At 63.6% G+C, this 15895-nt stretch carries 14 protein-coding genes and 1 pseudogene; 7 read left to right on the plus strand and 8 right to left on the minus strand.

The window, feature by feature from the left end; all coding sequences use genetic code 11:
- Positions 1 to 251 precede the first annotated feature (251 nt).
- A pseudogene (locus VNW74_RS31845) lies at positions 252 to 377 on the minus strand (VOC family protein); the annotation flags it as partial.
- 150 nt (positions 378 to 527) lie between these two features.
- Here VNW74_RS31845 and VNW74_RS06825 point away from each other — a divergent pair.
- Together VNW74_RS06825 and VNW74_RS06830 are read left to right on the plus strand one after the other, a co-directional pair.
- Positions 528 to 794, plus strand: a complete 267-nt coding sequence (locus VNW74_RS06825; RefSeq protein WP_325675842.1) for a YdeI/OmpD-associated family protein — start codon at positions 528 to 530, stop codon at positions 792 to 794.
- Between the two features lie 162 nt (positions 795 to 956).
- The gene (locus VNW74_RS06830; protein ID WP_325675843.1) at positions 957 to 1274 is read left to right on the plus strand and encodes a hypothetical protein; all 318 of its coding nucleotides are present in this window, start codon (positions 957 to 959) and stop codon (positions 1272 to 1274) included.
- 179 nt (positions 1275 to 1453) lie between these two features.
- Here VNW74_RS06830 and VNW74_RS06835 read toward each other — a convergent pair whose 3' ends face one another.
- The 7 genes from VNW74_RS06835 to VNW74_RS06865 all read right to left on the minus strand — a co-directional run bounded on the left by VNW74_RS06835 (position 1454) and on the right by VNW74_RS06865 (position 10303).
- A complete protein-coding gene (locus VNW74_RS06835; RefSeq protein WP_325675844.1) occupies positions 1454 to 3412 on the minus strand; it encodes a YhgE/Pip domain-containing protein in 1959 nt (652 codons plus the stop codon).
- A 2-nt stretch (positions 3413 to 3414) separates the two neighbouring features.
- Entirely contained in the window at positions 3415 to 4125 is a 711-nt protein-coding gene (locus VNW74_RS06840) for a hypothetical protein (protein ID WP_325675845.1), read from the minus strand.
- Between the two features lie 467 nt (positions 4126 to 4592).
- Positions 4593 to 4808, minus strand: a complete 216-nt coding sequence (locus tag VNW74_RS06845; protein WP_325675846.1) for a hypothetical protein — start codon at positions 4806 to 4808, stop codon at positions 4593 to 4595.
- Between the two features lie 344 nt (positions 4809 to 5152).
- A complete protein-coding gene (locus VNW74_RS06850) occupies positions 5153 to 6277 on the minus strand; it encodes an LLM class flavin-dependent oxidoreductase (RefSeq protein WP_325675847.1) in 1125 nt (374 codons plus the stop codon).
- 5 nt (positions 6278 to 6282) lie between these two features.
- On the minus strand, positions 6283 to 7677 hold the full coding sequence (locus VNW74_RS06855) for an NtaA/DmoA family FMN-dependent monooxygenase (RefSeq protein ID WP_325675848.1): 1395 nt from the start codon (positions 7675 to 7677) through the stop codon (positions 6283 to 6285).
- Between the two features lie 26 nt (positions 7678 to 7703).
- On the minus strand, positions 7704 to 8909 hold the full coding sequence (locus VNW74_RS06860) for an LLM class flavin-dependent oxidoreductase (RefSeq protein ID WP_325675849.1): 1206 nt from the start codon (positions 8907 to 8909) through the stop codon (positions 7704 to 7706).
- A gap of 296 nt (positions 8910 to 9205) precedes the next feature.
- On the minus strand, positions 9206 to 10303 hold the full coding sequence (locus VNW74_RS06865; protein WP_325675850.1) for an LLM class flavin-dependent oxidoreductase: 1098 nt from the start codon (positions 10301 to 10303) through the stop codon (positions 9206 to 9208).
- 130 nt (positions 10304 to 10433) lie between these two features.
- Between VNW74_RS06865 and VNW74_RS06870 the strand changes: the two genes are divergently transcribed.
- The 5 genes from VNW74_RS06870 (at position 10434) to VNW74_RS06890 (ending at position 15895) form a co-directional block, all read left to right on the plus strand.
- The gene (locus VNW74_RS06870) at positions 10434 to 11651 is read left to right on the plus strand and encodes a GNAT family N-acetyltransferase (RefSeq protein ID WP_325675851.1); all 1218 of its coding nucleotides are present in this window, start codon (positions 10434 to 10436) and stop codon (positions 11649 to 11651) included.
- 133 nt (positions 11652 to 11784) lie between these two features.
- Positions 11785 to 12867 (plus strand): sulfate ABC transporter substrate-binding protein, encoded by a 1083-nt coding sequence (locus tag VNW74_RS06875; RefSeq protein WP_325675852.1) that lies wholly within the window; start codon positions 11785 to 11787, stop codon positions 12865 to 12867.
- Between the two features lie 27 nt (positions 12868 to 12894).
- Positions 12895 to 14670 (plus strand): SulP family inorganic anion transporter, encoded by a 1776-nt coding sequence (locus tag VNW74_RS06880; protein ID WP_325675853.1) that lies wholly within the window; start codon positions 12895 to 12897, stop codon positions 14668 to 14670.
- Between the two features lie 84 nt (positions 14671 to 14754).
- Positions 14755 to 15036, plus strand: coding sequence for a hypothetical protein (locus VNW74_RS06885; RefSeq protein WP_325675854.1), 282 nt, complete (start codon positions 14755 to 14757; stop codon positions 15034 to 15036).
- Positions 14966 to 15895: a TIGR03564 family F420-dependent LLM class oxidoreductase gene (locus VNW74_RS06890; RefSeq protein ID WP_414686616.1), complete on the plus strand. Its 930-nt coding sequence runs from the start codon at positions 14966 to 14968 to the stop codon at positions 15893 to 15895. The genes VNW74_RS06885 and VNW74_RS06890 overlap by 71 nt, the downstream gene beginning before the upstream one ends.

Raw genomic sequence — 15895 nt, forward strand, 5'->3', positions numbered from 1 at the left:
GAAGACCACATGCGTCGGTGCCGTGCCGGTCATCGCCGGGCCGGCTGCGAAAGCTTCAGCTGACGCCACAGGCGTAACAGCAATCGCCGCAGCAACAGCTCCACCAATTACCAGCGCTTTCATCAGATTCAATTTCGCTAACATGCGCGTCTCATACCCACTTCCACATATGTGCAAAACATCAATATCGAAAATAGCTTACGCAGCCCTGGAGGCGATTTCGGTCTTCAGCGAGCGGGCCGGTCGAAGCTTCAGTCTCGGTGGTTCACGATGTTGATCACGTTGCCGTCCGGGGCCCGGACGAAGAACCGGCGCAGGCCCCATGCCTCTGTACTCAATGGATGCACGATCTCGTAGCCGAGTTTCCGAGCCTCCGAGGTAGTCGGCGTAGAAGCTCTTGGCCGCCTCAATATCGGCCACTCGAAGGTTGGCCATCACTTTGGTAGCTTGCATGTGCTTCTCCTTGTCGGTCAGGCCGGCCGAGTCAGGTCCGCCATCTTGCTTGCACGACGGGTTACCCTGACCCCGTGACTGGCAACCGGGTGCCGGGTGGGGTGGTGCACAAGCTGCCGGCAGACCTGCGCGCGGCGCTGATAGCGAACTCCGAGGCGCTCACTGCCTGGAAGGACATCACGCCGTTGGCCCGCAATGAGTTCATCTGCTGGGTCGAGGATGCCAAGCAAGAGGTGACTCGCAAGCGGCGCATTCGCCGGACCCAGGAGGAGCTCGAAGAAGGCCAGCGCCGGCCCTGCTGCTGGCCGGGGTGCAAGCACCGCGAGCGCACCGGCAGGTAACCGGACGCGACATTCCTGTTCGCCGACCCCGCCTCCGAAGACGCCGCCCTCTCCGAAGCCAGCCACCCCGTCGAGCAACGCGTCCTCACCGCACTGCTGGATCACCGGCAGTAGCCTTCGCTCTTCTCTTCTCGATAGCCGTTGACGTAATACGCTTACCGCATGGCGGATTGGGCGAGTCGGCATCACGACGAGTTGGCCGGGCTCCCGCACTACCACGTCATCGCTGAAAACCACGACGATGAAGTAATTTACAGCGACGGATTCACTTGGGCTAGCGCGCGCGGGTTCGCCGCCGACCTGATCTCACCGCCCGCGGGTGCCCCCATTTATGAGCCGGTAAAAGCCGTGTGGATCATCGAAGGCGCTCCGTCCCGGTGCCCACTCGCTCATGGTGATGACATCCCGGCCGACGAGCAGGCGACACTAGGATTTCTCGAGCGAGTGCTGCTGCACCAGCAGCCTTATTGGTCGGCCTAGCTGCGGCGCTGGCACGACAACTGCAGGCACCGCACAAGCATGTCTCGATGCGCAGCGCCGACGGTGCGGGCGCCCATTGCCACGAAGGTGCGATGTATCAGCTTCACGAGGCGGTCTTCAACTACCTAGCGTCTACCTTGGCGTGAGCGGCCGTGAACAATCGATCCGTAGCCTTTCGCTCAGATCTTTATCGCCGGTAGCAGTCTGGTGAGGTTCCACAGCTGATTGCGTCTGGCCGATAGAGAGGAGATCGCCAATGCGACAGCCCATATGCCGATGAGCACGATGACCGCCTGCCAGAGCCGGAAATCGATGCCGCCCAGTATCAGCTGCCGCAGTCCGTTGACCCCGTAGGCCATTGGGTCGTAGTTGTGCAGAATCTGGAATGGCCTCGACGTGGTTTCCACCGGGTACATGCCGCCGGCGCTGACAAGCTGCAGCATGAGCAACGCCATGATCAGTACGCGTCCTACCGCCGGGCCGACGAGTGCATTGATCGCCTGCGTCGCGGCGACGAACGCGCAGGAAACCAGAATCATGAAGGCCAACATCCCGACAGGATGAGCGGCGTGCATCCCCAGGGCGAATCGCACCACGCCGTAAAGGATGACCGCCTGCACTATCCCGATCACCGCGGCAGGTCGATAGCTCGAGAGCGCCACGCGGATTGGCAACACCTCCGCGGCGATAGCGCGATTTTGCAAGGGCCGCAGCACCATCCACAGCACAAGTGCGCCGAAAAACAGGGCGAGTGTAAGGAAGAACGGTGCCATGCCGGTGCCGAAGTTGGGCGCGGCGTTCTCATGTGTGGTTTCCAGGTTAACCGGGCCGCCAATGGTGTCGGCGATCGCGGCCTTCTGCTGATTGGTCCAGTCGGGCACCTGCTTGGCGCCGTCAGCGAGTTTGGTCGCCAGCTCGGCGGAGCCCGACTTTAGTTGCCCGGTTCCCGATGCCAGCTGCCCGGCACCGTCGTCGAGTTTGGCGATACCACTTGCCAACTCAGCATTTCCGGACGCCAGCTGTTGAGCTCCGGTGCGCAGTTGGGTGAGCTTGTTCGTCAGGTCCTGTCCCTTGCTGCCGACTTGGTCAAGGGCAGACTTCAGCGCGCTACCGGGTGCGCCCAGCGTCGAGGTCAACGTGTTAGCGGCGTTTTGCGCGTCGGTGAGCTGCTGGCGGATCTGAGGCGTGAACTGGTGTTGTCGGAGCTGATCCTGTACCCCGTTCAGGGTCGCGACCGCGTTGCGTGCGACCGGATCTTGGCTCGCGGATAGCTGATCGATCGCCGATGAGAGTGAGTTGGCGGCGGCGTCCTGTGCCATGGCGATGGCGTTGATCTGGTCAGCGGCTTGCTGCATCGCGGTTGCACCCTGGCGCAACTGCTCGGTGTTGCCGCCGACCGTCGCGAGCGCCTTGGTCACCGCGAGCAGTGGGTCGGTGGCCTCGTTGATGCCGTCGGAGAGTTGCTTGGCGCCGGTGGCAAGCTGCGCCGAGCCGGATCGGGCGGTGTGCAGACCGGCCGAAAGCTGGTTGGCGCCGTCATCGACCCGCGCCGCTCCGTCGGCGAGTTGTTTCGCCCCGTCGGCGGCCTGCTTGATCCCTGAACCGGACGAGACGACCACGGACAGCACCTGATTGACCGCTTGCCCAGAGATCCGGGTCGACACGGCGTTGAGTACCTGGCTGATAGCGGTGCGGCCAATGCTTGTCGAAATGTAGTTGTTGGCGTCGTTGTACACGGCGATGAGATTGGCCTGTCTCGGTTGCCCGGTCACTGGCGATGCGATCGCCGCACTGAAGTCAGGGGGCAACTCGAGCATGAAGTAGTACTTGCCGTGTTCGACTCCATCGTGTGCCTCCTCGGGGTTCACGACGTGCCAGTCCAGGCTGCGGTCGGCGGTCAAGCTTTTGGCGATCTCATCGCCGGCGTTGATTTGCTGCCCGGAGACGACGGCGCCACGGTCGGAGTTGACCAGCGCCACGGGCATCTTGTTCACATGGCCAAAGGGATCCCAGTACGCCCATAGGTAGAGCGCTCCGTACACGAGCGGAAGCAGCGTCAGGACCACGATCGCTGCGCGGGTCATCCGGCTGCGGCCGAAACGCTTGATTTCCGAACCGAATGCGAGGCCGGCCAGCATCGTTAGTCCCTTCCCGTCAGGATGCGGTGATCGTGGAGTTCATGGTCGGGAGCATTAGCGCCGAGCGGATTGGTCACCCCCACAACGACCGTGCGCCGCGTCGCGATCGCGCCGAGCCGGTCGACCGCCATCGCCCGCCGGGAGTTGTCGCGGACCTGTTCGAGGTCACCAACCACCAGGATCGGGCGATTTGAAAACAGCGCCAGCGTGATGCGCAGCAGGAACAATTCCAGGTCAGATAGCTCGACGATGTACGACTCGGCCGACGGCGCGGGTATCTCACCGAAAACCTTGGCCAGCTCGTCCCGGCCGGCGTCGATCGGCACCCTGGCGTACCAGGGAGCCAGCCAACTGCGCTGCTCAGCGAGCACGGTCTGCACGGTGACCAATTCTTCCAACTCGTCGATCTCGTCGAATGCCGCGACCGAGCAGTGCCGACGGATCGCACGCGGTTGCGTATCGCCCAGGACGGTCACCGTGCCGTGGGTGGCCTTCAGCCGTCCGGCGAGGGTCAACAGCAGGGCTGTCTGCCCTGGTCCTCCGGGCATCTGAATCGCGTGGAAGCCCGACGTGAGCGCAAGGTCGATGTCGGAGAAAAGCGGTCCGTGCTCGCCATCCACCCCCAGTCCGGTGGCGGTGATCAGCGTCGTTACGGAGTCGGTGTCCGTGACTTTTGGCGGCGCGGCAGCGTCCTGCTCGTCCCGTGCGTCCATAGCGTTGCTCTTTTCAAATGGCGGACGTTAGGTCCATTCGATCAGAACGCGCCATGCTCATGTGAACGCGTGCCAACTTTCACCCAAGCAGGTCAGGGCCGACGACGGCGAGTAGTTCTTCGTCTGCTGCTGCGCTATCCGCGACCGAGTCTTCGCGTCAAGTGTGGGACTGAACGCCAGATCCTTTCAGGCTCCAGTGCTGGCGGTTTGGATAGCTGCCGCTAATTGATCGGCGATCGCCGGTGTGGCAGCAATGGTTGAGGGTGCGTCAGACGCGGGGTATGAGTTCGGGGTCAACTCAGGTCGAGTTCCGCGCGAACCGGCTCAATCACGGAGGCACTGAGCACCGGTGTCAAACCGTCGGTGACGCGACGACGCCCTAAGGACTGGACGCCACACTGGCCACGCCGTCGATGTGGTCAGTCAGCGCCGGCCGCTGAAGATTTAGCCGCTGACGCGCGAACCGGTCACGGAGGTGGGGGCGGAATCTGCTGCCAGCCTGCATCGTCCGAATAGGTCCAGCCGCAGGGCGTATACGCCCAATGGGTGTAACCCGTATCGTTCCATCCCCAGCATTTCGGCCCTTTCGGGTCAGGTGCCGGAGCGGGGTCCGCAAGGGCAACGCCGCTGCTGGACAGCAGCGCAGCCGCGACGGCCGCGGCAATCACCAGTTTTTTCTTCATAGAGACATTTTTTTGGGTTTCGGTGTTGTTCGCAAGTGGAAGAGACCGCTCGGATCACTCCGGCGCGGCTATCGACGTCGACGTCAAGCTCGTAATTCGGGAACGAAGCACGGCCTCAGTGGGTTTGTGCAGGTCAAAAGGCCGAAGACGGGCCTGATGAAGTTTGTGTTAACGCCGTACCTGACGACATGCCGGGATTGCCGCCGCGGCCCCACGACGTGATTGGCGAATCACCCCCGAAATCCGCGTCCTCGACGGGGAGGACAACCTCATCGCTGTGCGGTCGTGGGCCACGCCGCACGCGGAAGCCACGGCATCGACTGATGCCGGTCCGCGAGCCTTCTCTACCGGCGGGCCCATTCTTCGGCGAGCAGCCGGTAGGACCGCACCCGGTCTTCGTGATCGTGCGTGATCGTTGTGATGATCAGCTCATCGGCCGCGGTCGCATCACGCAATCGCTCCAGCTCGTCGGCTACTTGCTTTGCCGACCCGACGAACTGCGTCTCCACCCGATCCGTGACTAGTTCGCAGTCAGCGCTGGTCCACGTGTGAGCACGCGCTTCATCTGGGGTTGGGAACGGGATCGCACCTTCACCGGTACGGATACTGCGCACCCAGAGCCCATAACCCGCGGCCAAGTCGCGAGCGGTGTCCTCATCGTCCGCCGCGACAACGTCTGCCGAGACGGAGACGTAGGGCCGGTCAAGTTCGGCTGAGGGTCGAAAGGCGGCCCGATAAGCCTCGGTCGCCTCCAGCACCGTGGCGGGAGCGACATGGTAATTGGCGGCAAACCGCAGACCCCTGCTGCCGGCGACGGCGGCGCTCTCACCGCCACTGCTGCCCAAGATCCACACCTGAAGATCCGCACCACCCCCGGGCACGACATGAGCCTCTTCGCCATCGTCGGACCGATACGTGTCTGCGATGAGTGCCAGAATGTCGTCGACTTGCTCGGTGTAGCCTTGTGATTTCGCTCCCGGTAGCTGCAGCAACGCCTTATGCAACGCGAAGCGCGGCGATTTCAAAAGCGGTGTGACATCGAATTTTTCGGGAATCAGCAACCCATTCGGCGCATGTCCGTCGGTGACCGGCTGGGTGGCGGCCGCTACCTGTACTGCCGGCTCACGTGGTTTACCTCCAGAACGCCCTAAGCCGAGATCGAAGCGGCCTGGGTGCAGCGCGTCCAGCAGACCGAATTCCTCCACCGTCGCCAGCGCGGTGCGGTGTCCCATCTGCACTGCGCCCGAACCGAGCCGAATCGTCGACGTCTCGCCGGCGGTCAGAGCGAGCACCACTGCAGGGGAAGTCCCGGCCACCCCGGGGTTGAGATGGTGTTCGGCGAACCAGTAGCGCGTGTAACCGAGGGCCTCGGCCTGGCGGGCGAGATCGATACTGTTATGCAGGGCCTGGTTCGCGGTCGAGCCCGACGAGATCGGGACCAAGTCGAGCACGTTAAGCGGCGTCGTCATAGCGCTTAGGACGCCGCCCACGTCGAGGCATCGGGGCTGAGGCGGCGCCGGGGGGCCGGCAGCGGGGCGAGACCCAGATGATCACGCAGCGTCGTGCCGGTGTAGTCAGCCCGGAATACTCCGCGCTCCTGAAGAAGCGGCACTACTTGGTCGACGAACGGATCGAGGCCGCCGGGTGTGATGTGCGGAACGAGGATAAATCCGTCGCTGGCATCGGCCTGCACCAAGTCGTTGATCGCTGCGGCGACAGTCTGCGGTGACCCGATGAAAGATTGCCGCCCGGTGACCTCGACGATCAGTTCTCGCGTGCTCAGATTCTCCGCCTCGGCTTTAGCTCGCCATTCGTTGGCGATCGGAATCGGGTCCCGGAACATGCGGACGCTGGCCCGGCCGCGCGAGATGGTGTTCTCCCCCACCACGGGGTCCACGGTCGGCAGCGGACCGTCCGGGTCGTGGTCGGAGAGGTCCCGGTTCCAGAGTTGTTCGAGGAATTTGATCGCCGTCTGCGGCGACACCTGGGCCAGTCGCACGTCATGTGCGATTTCGGCGGCCTCCTCGTCGGTCTCGCCGATGACGAATGTCGCGGCCGGCAGGATGAGCAGCTCGTTATGGTGGCGGCCATAGCGAGCGAGGCGGCCCTTCACGTCGGCATAGAATGCTTGCCCGGCCGCCAAAGTGCTGTGTCTGGAGAAGATCGCGTCGGCACCGGAGGCCGCGAAGTCGCGCCCCTGTTCGGAGTCGCCGGCCTGGAAGATCACCGGTCGACCCTGCGGGCTCCTCGGAACGTTGAATTGGCCGTGGATGTCGAAATGGTTGTCCCCGTGGGCAAATGCGCCGGCATTCGGATCGGACAAGAAGACACCAGCCGCCTTGTCCGCCACGATCTCGTCGCCGCGCCAAGAATCGAAGAGCTCCTGTGTGGTCTGCAGGAATGTCTTCGCCCGCTCGTAACGCTGATCCTCAGCCAGGAACCCGCCGCGGCGAAAGTTCTCCCCGGTGAACGCATCCCACGAGGTCACGACATTCCAGGCGGCACGGCCGCCGGAGAGATGGTCCAACGACGCGAACTGTCTGGCCACCTCGTAGGGCTCATTGAACGTCGAGTTGATGGTGCCTGTCAGCCCGAGCCGCTCGGTGACTGCCGCCAGTGCGGCCAGCACCGTGAAGGTGTCCGGGCGCCCGACCACATCCAGCTCGTAGATTTCGCCGCCTTGTTCGCGCAGCCGCAAACCTTCGGCCAGGAACAGGAAGTCGAACTTGCCCCGCTCGGCCGTCTGGGCAAATTGCGCAAACGAGCCGAATTCGATGTGACTGCCGGCCGCCGGGTCGCTCCACACCGTTGTGTTGTTGACGCCGGGAAAGTGCGCCGCTAAGTGAATCTGTTTGATCGGCTTACTCATTGGAAGGATCCTTGGTAGCGAGGGCGTCAGGCGATGGCGTAGCGGTTGGCGGGACGGGCTAGTCCGAGCAACGCGCGTAATGTGTCGGCCTCGTAGCCGTTCCGGAACAGCCCTCGGCGGCGCAACTCGGGCACCAGACCCTCGGTGATTTGAATGAGGTCATGTGGCAGTGCCGCAGGTCGGAGCCGGAATCCGGATAACCCGGCCGCGTGCCACTCCTGCAGCACATCGGCGAGGTCCGCGGGAGTGCCGACAAAAATCTCGGCGTCGCTCCGGTATTCGGCACCGGCGAGATGATCGAGCCGGTCTCGACGCGCGCGCGCCGCTTGCGGAGTGCGATCGAGGAAAACCAGCAGATCACCGAAGATGTGCACGGTATCGCGGCGTCGGCCGGCCGCCAGTTGCAGCGCCGCGATCTCGCCGGCAATTTCCGCTGCCTCAGCGGCGTCATGCGGGGTGACGAATCCAACGTCGGCGCTGCTCGCGATCAGCTCATAGGACACACCGCCGTGACCCAGCGCGGCGACGATCGGCTGGCCCTGCGGCGGACGGGGAGTGATCGAGGGCCCTTTCACAGAGAACCAGCGTCCCTCGAAGTCGATGTAATGCAGCTTGTGCCGGTCGATGAACCGTCCGCTGGCGACGTCGCGAATCTCGGCATCGTCTTCCCAGCTGTCCCACAGACGGCGCAGCACCTCGATGTAATCCGCGGTCTCGGCGAAGTATTCGCCGATCTGGTGCTGGGCGGCTGGGTCATCGATGGCATCGACCGTCAGCCTGGGCAGTTCACGGCGCCCGAAGTGAGCCGCCACGTCGGGGCGTGCCGAGACCTGAACACGCACGCCGGCCCGGCCTGTGCTGACATAGTCGAGCGTGGCGATCGACTTCGACACATGAAATGGCTCGGTATGGGTGACGATGGCCGTCGGCACCAATCCGATTCCCCGTGTGCGTGGCGCGATCCGGGCCGCGATGAGCACCGCGTCCAACCGACCGCGAACGCGATCGGTCCGGTGGTCGGGTTCGAAATGATCGTCGGACTGCACGCCCAACGAGTCCTCGATCGTCACGAAGTCCAGCGATCCGCTCTCGGCTTCGCCGGCCAGACCAGCCCAGTAGCGCGCGTCGAACAACTCTGACGCTCGCGCGTCAGATTCACGCCACGCGCCCGGATGCCACCCGGCGCCGTCCAACGCCACCGCAAGGTGCAAGCGAGTCGACAAATCAGGCATGAGACCTGCCTTCCTAGCAAAGACGAGTATCGGACCGGCGCGGCAACGACAGACGCCGACAACGACCTCTAACGAAGGGAATCGCCAGTCGATTCCAGGTCGGCCACCGCGCACGCGTGAAGTGCCGGCCGGCGACACCCATCGTGGTACGCAGACTTTGTCGACTGCATGTCGTCTCCTGCGCTACCGCTCAAGTCGTGCGATTCCAAGCTTAGCGAGGTAAAACAGACCGCGCCGAAGGTCACGATCACCGTCTGGGCGTTAGTAGCGCCGGATACGGAGCGGTGTCTTTGAAATCATCGCGATCGCAAACCTCTGTGGGTCAGCAGTGGCAGCACGCCTTCGGCGAACCAGTACGCCTCTTCCAAATGCGGATAACCCGACAGGATGAACTCGTCGAAGCCCAGCATGTGATATTCGGTAATCAGGTCGGCTACTTCCTGGTGACTGCCAACCAACGCTGTGCCGGCACCCCCGCGGACCAGGCCCACTCCGGCCCACAGATTCGGGTAGATCTCGAGCTTGTCGACCCGGCCCCCGTGCAGCGAGGTCATCCTTCGTTGCCCCTCGGATTCCGAACTAGCGTGCAGCGCGGTTGCTTTGGCGATTTGCTCATCGGTGAGCTCGGCAAGCATCTCGTTGGCTACAGCCCAGGCCGCAGCCGACGTGTCACGACTGATGGTATGCAGCCGAATGCCGGACCGGACTTTGCGGCCAAGGGCACCGGCTTGATCCCGGACCCGTTCGATCTTGGCGGCCGCCGCCTCCGGCGGCTCACCCCAGGTCAGGTAGACATCAGCGAACTCAGCCGCGACCGGCAGCGCTGCCGTCGAGGAGCCGCCAAAGTAGGTCTCCGGCAACGGATTCGGCGGCGCCGACACTCGCGCATCGGCAACGGTGTAGTACTTGCCGGTGAAGTCCACCGAGTCCTGCGTCCATATCGATTTCACGATCTGCAGGAATTCGCTCGTGCGAGCGTAGCGCTCGTCGTGGCCGAGCCAGTCACCGAAACGGCGTTGTTCGGCGTCGTCGCTGCCGGTGACGACGTTGAGCAGCACCCTGCCTTCGGAGAATCGCTGCAGCGTCGCTGTCTGCTGCGCGGCCAGGGTAGGCGGCACCAGTCCGGGACGGAAGGCGACCAAGAATTTCAGCTTCGAAGTCTCGGCCAGCAACGCCGCCGAGGTCAGCCACGCATCTTCGCACCATGTCCCCGTCGGCGTCAGCACGCCTTCGAACCCCAGCCGGTCGGCGGCACGCGCCACATCCGCCAGGTATGCGCGGCTGGGTGCGCGATATCCATTCGGAATCGCGCGGTTCGAGGACGCGTGCGACCCACCGACGATCGATCGGCTGTCACCAGTGGTGGGTAAAAACCAGAAAAATCGAGGAGCCATCTGGTGTTGACGCTAAATTCCCGAGCGGCGGAGAACAAGTTTGCATTCTGGACGCATTTAACTCGTGCGCCACCGGACGGATTTGATTATGTTCGCCTGCGCCGTTGCCGGCCCAAGACATGATGGGCGGATGACCACCGAGATCCGCGTTCTCGACAGTGAGGACGACCTGATCACCGCGGCGAACCTGTTTCGCACCGCCATGGTCGGCTTCCCACCACTGTCGAACCTGGCACCCGGCCAGATCACCAAGCTGCTCGAACCCGGACGCACCATAGGAGCATTCGTCGACGGACGACTTGTTGGCACGGCTGATGCGGTGACCAGCGGACTGACCCTGCCGGGTGGTGCGATCGTGGGCCACGCGGCCGTGACACATATCGGGGTGCTGCCGTCATTCACCCGACAAGGTATCGCTACCGAACTGATCCGCCACCAGCTGCGCGACATCGCCGCACGGGGTGAGGTGGTCGCAACGCTGCGGGCTTCGGAGGCAACGATCTATGAGCGGTACGGCTACGGCGTGGCCAGTTCGTCGCAAAGCGTCGAGGTGCAGACAGCACGTGCCGCGCTGCGCCCCGACGTCGGGACAGGTGGTCCGGTGCGCTTGATTGACACGGCCGAAGCGTGGGAGGTCTTACCGCGGATCTATACCGAGAATCGTTCATCGCGGCCGGGAACCATCGACCGCCCGGAGGTATGGTGGCAGGGCTTACGGCTACGCACCGAATCCGCCTCGGGGGCTTCGTATGTCGCGATACACGGCGAACCGGGATCCGAATCTGGTTTCGCCCGTTACCGTCCCATCGACACCCAGACCTGGTTCGTCAGCGATCAGCGCACCATCGTCGTCGAGGACTTCTTCGCGCCCACGATGGAGGCCTATCTCGGGCTGCTGCGCTTTCTGCTCGGACTAGATCTCATTGATCGCATCATGTTCTGGATGCTGCCGGTCGACGATCCACTGCCCTGGCTGCTTGTCGATCGACGGGCCGCGCGGACTACGGCAGTGCATGACGAGACGTGGCTGCGCATCATCGACGCGCAGAAGGCGCTGTCGGCGCGCCGATACGACGGCGACGGCGTCGTTATCATCGCCGTCAATGATGCCCTTGCGCAGAAGAATTCAGCCACCTTCACCATCGCGCGCAGCGGTGCCGAGCCGACGGACCGGCGCCCCCAACTGCACGTCAGTATTGCGGGCCTGGCCGCCGTTCTGCTGGGCGGTGCGACCTGGCGCAGTCTCGCCACCAGCGGGTTGGTTCGCGGGGACGATCCGGTGGCTCTTGACGTCGCCGATCGGCTGTTCACGGTGCACAACGCCCCACACGCAGGGTTCTTCTTCTGACCCCCGGCAACCCCCGGCAAGGATCGGAATTAATAATCACGCCGATTTCGAGGCAGTGGCACGCCTGGCTGGACCGTTAAGGTAGTTGGGCTAACTGCCAATAAGAACGCGTTGATACACAAAGTTGCCGCACATGCCTCAATCCCCGCGACCGGAGTCGGACCGGCCATGTTTCTGGCTGCGCATTCCCCTCCTCAATCTCGTCGGCGTGGCGGCCATTCTCGTAGCCGCCGTTCTGATCACGGTCAGGAATCTGCCGGACCACAACCCGAATCAACTCCTCAACGTCTCCTACGACCCCACGGTCGAAGTTTATGCGGCACTGGATAAAGCGTTCACCCAGCAATACCGCAAACAAACCGGCGTAACGCTGGACATCAAGGAGTCACACGGTGGCTCGGGCCGCCAAGCGCGCGCCGTGGTCGACGGCACCGAAAAGGCCGATGTGGTGTCTCTCGCGCTCATCAGCGACATCGACATCCTGAGCAAGCGCGGGCTGATCACCCCGGATTGGCAGAGGCGCCTTCCGAATAACTCGGTGCCATACACATCGACGGTGGTCTTCGTTGTCCACAAAGGCAATCCCAAGGGCATTCACGATTGGCCCGACCTCGTCAAAGGCGACGTCGGCGTCGTCACCCCCAACCCGCGTACATCAGGTAACGGCCAGCTGAGCGTGCTGGCGGCGTGGGGCTCGGTCACCACGCGGGGCGGTAGTCCGGCACAGGCGCTCGCCTACCTGCATACGCTGTACCGTCACGTCGCGGCGTTCGATGCCGGCGCGCGTGCCTCCGCCACCAGCTTCTCGGTTCAGCGCATCGGCGATGTCCATCTGGCCTGGGAAAACGAGGCGCTGCGCGAGGTCGAAGCCAGCAACAACGAGCTTGAGATCGTCTACCCGCAGGTCAGTATTCGCGCCGAGCCGGCCGTCACCTGGGTCGACGCCAACCTCACCGACAACAAGACCGCCTCCTACGCCAAGGCCTATCTCGAGTACCTGTTCACCGCCCCCGCCCAAGAGGTCTTCGCGCAGTACGGTTACCGGCCGATCGACTCCGGGATCCTCGCTAAAGACGTCGACCGGTTTCCGGGCATCAAGCTTTTTCCGATTTCCTCGATCGCCAAAGACTGGGACGATGCGCGACAGAAGTTCTTCGGAGACAACGGCATCATCGACAACCTCGCAGTGCCAGCGACAGTCGGCCCTCGCGTCTAAATACGGCCGGCCGTAGGGAGTGAAACCGTGGGCCCCGCAGTGAATTACGACTGGACCACAGGCCGGCGCGATCTGATCGCCGGCCTTACGGTTGCGGCCGTTTCACTCCCGCAGGGCATCGCATACGCCTTGATCGCGGGCGTCGATCCGAAATTCGGCGTCTACTCGGCGATCGTCGTGACGACCATCGCCTCAATTTTCGGGTCGTCGTCGCATCTGATCAACGGGCCGACAAGCGCCATCTCACTGCTGGTTTTCAGTTCCCTCGCCTTCATCGACCCCGACAACCGCACGGCCGTCTTCGAGGGACTGTTCCTGATCGCGGTGCTGGCGGGCACATTCCAGATCCTCATCGCGGTCTTCAGGCTCGGCGATCTGACGCGCTACATCTCTGAATCGGTCATTGTCGGCTTCATGGCCGCTGCGGCCTTCTTGCTTGCCCTCGGCCAGATCGGCAACGCGCTAGGGGTGAAATCCAGAGGCAACGGCACTATGCAGGTCCTGCACCGGTTGTGGCTGACCGTGTTTCGCGGCGACGCCATCAACCTGCGAGCGGTGTTCCTGAGCGTCACGACCCTCGCGCTCGCCGTTGCGCTGCGCCGGCTGGTCAAGCGCTACGGCTGGCCGCAGATCGATCTGCTGACCGTTCTCGTGGTCGCGGCGCTGATCGCGTACATCGCCGGGTGGTCGGTCGCCGGCACCGAGGGGAAGACGGCGGTGCCGCTATCTTTGAGAATTCCTCAGAGCCTGCCCGCCCCGCACATTCCGCACGTCGACTTCTCCACTCTCGGTGAACTTTCGCGGGGCGCGTTGGCGGTCGCGTTCGTCGGTCTGATCGAGGCCCTCTCCATTGCCAAAGCCATCGCGCATCAGAGCCGGCAAAAAGTCGATTACAACCGGCAAATCCTGGCCGAGGGGCTGGCCAACCTGACTGGTGGGTTTTTTCAGAGCCTGCCTGGGTCGGGTTCGCTGACACGCTCGGCCATCAACTTTCAGGCCGGCGCCGTCACGCGGTTGTCCGGAATCGTCGCGGCCGCCGCCGTGTCGGTCGCTCTGCTGCTCTTCGCTCCTTTGCTGCATTACATACCGCAAGCCGCGCTGGCCGGATTGCTGCTCATCACGGCGGCGCGACTTGTCGACTACCGGCGATTGATCGACACCGTGAGGGCGTCGCGCTACGACGCCGGTCTGGTGGTTATCACCGCACTGACCGGAGTGCTGATCGACCTTGACAAGGCGGTCCTGCTCGGGATCGGTTTGTCGATAGTGCTATTCGTCCCCCGCGCGGCCAAACTCAAGGCCTCTGAACTGGTCGTCACACCCGAGCGAGTGGTCCGCGAACGGATGCCCGGCGATCTCGTCGACCCGTCGACGGTGATCTACGACCTCGAAGGTGAGCTGTTCTTCGGGGCCGCACCTGATTTGGACCGCTATCTCGACACGCTAGAGGAGCGGGTAAGAACAAATGCTGCGAAATTCGTGGTGCTGCGGCTTAAACGGGTGCGGGATCCGGATGCGGTGTGTGTCGAGCGATTGCTGCGGTTTGTGCGAGAGCAACAGGAACACGGATTGACGGTCCTGCTCGCGGGCGTGCGACCTGACACGCTCACCATGCTGCGCAACATGGGGCTGCAGCGCTGGCTGCCGGCCGAGCAGGTGTTCCCCGAAGAGGACACCGAGTACTCGGCGACTCTCAAAGCAGTGCGTTATGCCCGCACGAAACTGGCGGTCGACAGTGCACACCCTATTTCGACGAATGGGATCGACCACCATCCGAATCCGGTGCTCTACTACCTTGTCTGACCGCTTGACGACGGCGACGTTTGCCCCCGCCGGCAATCCGTGTTCTGGCAGCGGCCGCACCGGCCTCGAGTTCACCGCGACATCATGACCGCCGACCCGCAGGGACAGGCCTGGGTCGACAAGGGCGCATTGACCGAAGCCGTGGCGAAACTGTCCGCGGCAGTCGACCGGGCCGACCAGGATGCGATCATCGACTGCTACACCGCGGACTCCTATGACGACCACGGCGTCTTCAAGGGATCTGGCGCGGAGTGGATGACGATTAAGGCCTTTTACCGGGGCCTGATGGCTAGGATTGCCTTTCGTGCTGATCAGTTTGATTGCCAACCTGTCCAACAAAGCGCCTCTCGACAGCTGTATCCGTGAGCTGACTCAAGCCCGCGACGACGGTTTCGAGCGGGTCTGGATGACACAGATGCCGTACGACTGCGATCTGATCACCGTGCTGGCCGCGGCAATGCACGAGGTGAGCGACATCAAGGTCGGGAGCGGCGTCGTGCCGATCCAGAACCAGCACCCCATGCTGATGGCGCAGCGGGCGTTGACGCTCAACCAGATCGCCGACGGACGATTCACCCTCGGTGTCGGGGTCACCCACCGCGCCGTGACTGAGGGAATGTGGGGAATCTCCTGGGACCGGTCGGTGCGACGCCTCAGCGAATACCTCGATGGGCTGCTTCCGCTGCTGGCCGGGGAACAGGCCAATGCGACCGGCGAGATGTTGACAACCAGGGGCGCGCTCCAGATTTCTGACGCGCCCACACCCGACGTGTATGTCGCGGCACTGGGCCCGCAGATGCTTCGGCTGGCCGGACGGCGCACCGCTGGAACCATCACCTGGATGACCGGACCGAAGACGCTCAAGGAGCACATCGGGCCCACCATGCGCGCCGCGGCGGCCGAGGCCGGGCGCCCCGACGGGGCTGTCAGCGTCGCCGCAGCCCTGCCCATCGCCGTCACCGACGACGTGGCCGCGGCGCGTGCAGTGGCGGCCGAGCAGTTCGCGATGTACGGCCACCTACCCTCCTATCGCGCGATGTTGGACCGCGAAGGCTACGCGGGACCGGAAGACGCCGCGCTCATCGGTGACGAGGCCACCGTGCGACACCGGCTCGACGAGGTGCGCGCGGCAGATGTCGACGAGTTCGTCGCGATTGCCTTCGACCCGTCACCCGAGGGTCGGGACAGAACGCGGGCGTTCCTGCGCAGCGGTGCGTCCAGCTGA

This window comes from Mycobacterium sp., assembly GCF_035570115.1.
In the GTDB taxonomy this organism is placed as follows: domain Bacteria; phylum Actinomycetota; class Actinomycetes; order Mycobacteriales; family Mycobacteriaceae; genus Mycobacterium.